The sequence below is a fragment of the Streptomyces sp. NPDC043861 genome (assembly GCF_056435905.1).
The window spans coordinates 1-3233 of record NZ_JBWKDP010000039.1; the positions used below are offsets into that span (position 1 = coordinate 1).

The 3233-nt window shown below is 69.9% G+C and carries 2 protein-coding genes; both read left to right on the top strand.

Going from position 1 to position 3233, the window contains the following annotated elements:
• A partial coding sequence (locus AC068D_RS35620) for a non-ribosomal peptide synthetase (protein ID WP_478827298.1) occupies positions 1-1629 on the top strand: 1629 nt, incomplete at its 5' end.
• A partial coding sequence (locus AC068D_RS35625) for a condensation domain-containing protein (RefSeq protein WP_478827299.1) occupies positions 1629-3233 on the top strand: 1605 nt, incomplete at its 3' end. The genes AC068D_RS35620 and AC068D_RS35625, both read left to right, overlap by 1 nt.

A 3233-nucleotide genomic window follows, 5' to 3' on the forward strand; every position in this document is an offset into this window, starting at 1 on the left:
GTGGCCCTGGACCGCAGTGCCGAGCTGGTGGTCGCACTGCTCGCGGTGATGAAGGCCGGCGGCGCATACCTGCCGGTGGACCCGGAATACCCGGCCGACCGGGTGGCCCACATGATCGGTGATGCCGGGGCCGCGCTGGTGATGACCACGCGCGGGGCGACGGACCGGTTGGCGGTATTCGGCGACGCCGTGGTGGCCATCGACGACCCCGTGACGGCACGAGCGATGACACAGCTGTCCGCTGAGGCGCCGTCCGAGAACAGGCGGGTCGGGTTGCTGTCGGAACATCCGGCGTATGTGATCTACACGTCGGGGTCGACGGGGCGGCCCAAGGGTGTGGTGGTGTCGCACGGCGCTCTGTCCGCGCACCTGATCGGCGTCGGGGAGAGGGTTCCGCTGGTCGGTCGTGACCGTCTGGTGGCGGTGACGACGGTGGCGTTCGACATTGCGGCGCTGGAGTTGTTCCTGCCTTTGGTGTCGGGTGCATCGGTGGTGGTGGCGTCGCGTGATGTGGTGCGGGATCCGGCGGCCCTGACGTCGCTGGTGGTGTCGTCGGGTGCATCGGTGGTGCAGGGTGTGCCGTCGTTGTGGCGGGGGCTGCTGGAGGAGGGCGACTGGCCGAGCGGGGTGCGGGCGCTGGTGGGCGGTGAGGCGTTGCCGCAAGAGCTGGCGCAGCGGTTCGCGGAGCTCGGCATCGAGGCGGTGAACCTGTACGGGCCGACCGAGGCGACGGTTTGGGCGACCTCGGCCGAGGTCACCGACGGCCCGGTGGTGGTGGGGCGTCCGTTCGCGGACGTGCGCGGGTACGTCCTGGACGCGTCGATGCAGCCGGTTCCGGTCGGTGTGGCGGGCGAGTTGTACATCGAGGGCGCGCAGCTGGCGCGCGGCTATGCGGGGCGTCCCGGCCTGACGGCCGAGCGGTTCGTGGCCTCGCCGTACGGGGCGGGGGCACGGCTGTACCGGACGGGTGACCTGGCGCGATGGACGGTGGACGGGCAGTTGGAGTGCCTGGGGCGTGCGGACGATCAGGTGAAGGTCCGCGGGTTCCGGATCGAGCCGGGTGAGATCGAGGCGGTGCTCGCCGGCCAGGGCTCGGTGGCGCATGCCGTCGTGATGGTCCGCGAGGACAAGCCCGGCGACCAGCGGCTGGTGGCCTACGTGGTGCCCGCCGGGGAGACGGGACAGACGGCCGAGGGTCTCGCGCAGACGCTCCGGTCGGCCGTCCAGGAAGAGCTTCCTGCGTACATGGTCCCCTCTGCGGTCGTGGTGCTCGAGGCCCTGCCGCTGACCGCCAACGGAAAGCTGAACCGGAAGGCACTGCCGGCCCCGGAGTACACCACGGGTACGGGCAGGGCCCCGGCGAACCGACAGGAAGAGCTTCTGTGCCGGGCGTTCGCCGAGGTACTGGGGCTCGAGAGCGTGGGTGTGGACGACGACTTCTTCGCTCTCGGCGGCCACTCCCTGCTCGCCACCCGGCTGATCAGCCAGATCAGAGCGCTGCTGCGGGTCGATGTCTCGCTGCGGGCGCTCTACAGGACGCCGACGGTGGCCGCACTGGCCCGGCAGCTCGGAAATCAGAAGACAGCCAGGCCAGCTCTGCGGCCGATGCGCACCAACGAGGAGTACTGATGATCCCTCTGTCCTATGCCCAGCGTCGGCTCTGGTTCATCGGTCAGCTGGACGGCCCGAGCCCGGCCTACAACATTCCGATCATGCGGCGGCTGTCGGGCGAACTGGATATCTCGGCGTTGAACGTGGCGCTGCGCGACGTGATAGGCCGACACGAAGTCCTGCGGACCGTGTTCCCGGTCAAGGACGGCCAGCCCTACCAGCGCATCCGCAAGCTCGGCGAGCTGGACTGGCAGCTGTCCGTGGCCCAGGTGGCGCCGAAGGATCTGGACGCCGCCGTGGCCGGGGCAGCGCGTCACCGGTTCGAGCTGGCCTCGGAGGTGCCGATCCGGGCCTGGCTCTTCTCCACCGCGCCGGACGAGCACGTCCTGGCGGTAGTGGTGCACCACATCGCGGGCGACGGCTGGTCGATGGGTCCGTTGGCCCGCGACCTGTCGGTCGCGTACACGGCCCGCTGCGCGGGCCGGGCGCCCGACTGGGAGCCGCTCCCCGTCCAATACGCGGACTACGCGCTGTGGCAGCGCGAGCTGCTGGGCGACGAGAACGACCCTGACAGTGTGATCAACCGTCAGCTGGGCTACTGGCGCGAAACCCTGACGGGCGCACCGGAGGAACTGGCGCTGCCCGTGGACCGGTCGCGCCCGGCGGTGGCTTCGCATCGCAGCCTCGGCGCGACGGTGGAGGTCTCCGCCGAGGTGCACGCGAAGCTCGTGGAGCTCGCCCGGGCGGAGGGCGTCAGCCTGTTCGTGGTGCTGCAGACCGCGCTCGCGGTGCTGCTGTCCCGCCTCGGTGCGGGCAGTGACATCCCGATCGGGACCGTCGTCGCCGGCCGTACGGACGTTGCCCTGGACGATCTGGTCGGCTTCTTCATCAACACTCTCGTGCTGCGCACGGACCTGTCGGGCGACCCGAGCTTCCGGGAACTGCTGGCGCAGGGGCACGAGACGGCCCTGTCGGCGTTCGAGCATCAGGACGTGCCGTTCGAGAAGCTGGTGGAGGAGCTGGCGCCGACCCGTGTGATCGGACGCCATCCACTGATCCAGACCATGTTCACGATGCAGAACAACGCGCAGGCGATGCTCGATCTGCCGGGCGCGGGCGTCAGCGGGGTGGAGACGGGCACCGATTCGGTGGCCAGGTTCGATCTGGATGTGCTGCTGGGTGAGCTGTTCGACGAGCTGGGTGCGCCTGCGGGTGTGTCCGGTTCGGTGATCGGTGCGGCGGATCTGTTCGATGCGGAGTCGGTCGAGCGGATCGCGGGGCGTCTGGTGCGGGTGCTGGAGTTGGTGGCCGGTGACCCGGGGCTGCGGCTGAGCGGCGTGGACGTGCTCGATGATGCTGAGCGTCGTCGGGTGCTGGTGGAGTGGAACGACACCGAGGTCGGGTTCGCGGGTTCGCTGGTGCCTGGGTTGTTTGCTGCGCAGGTGGCCCGGAGGCCGGATGCGGTGGCTGTGGTTGCGGATGGTGTGGAGGTGTCGTTCGCGGAGTTGGATGTGCGGGCGAACCGGCTGGCGCACTATTTGGTGGGTCAGGGTGTTGGGGCGGAGTCGGTGGTGGGGGTGTGTCTGCCGCGGGGTGTGGATGCGGTGGTGGCGATCCTTGGG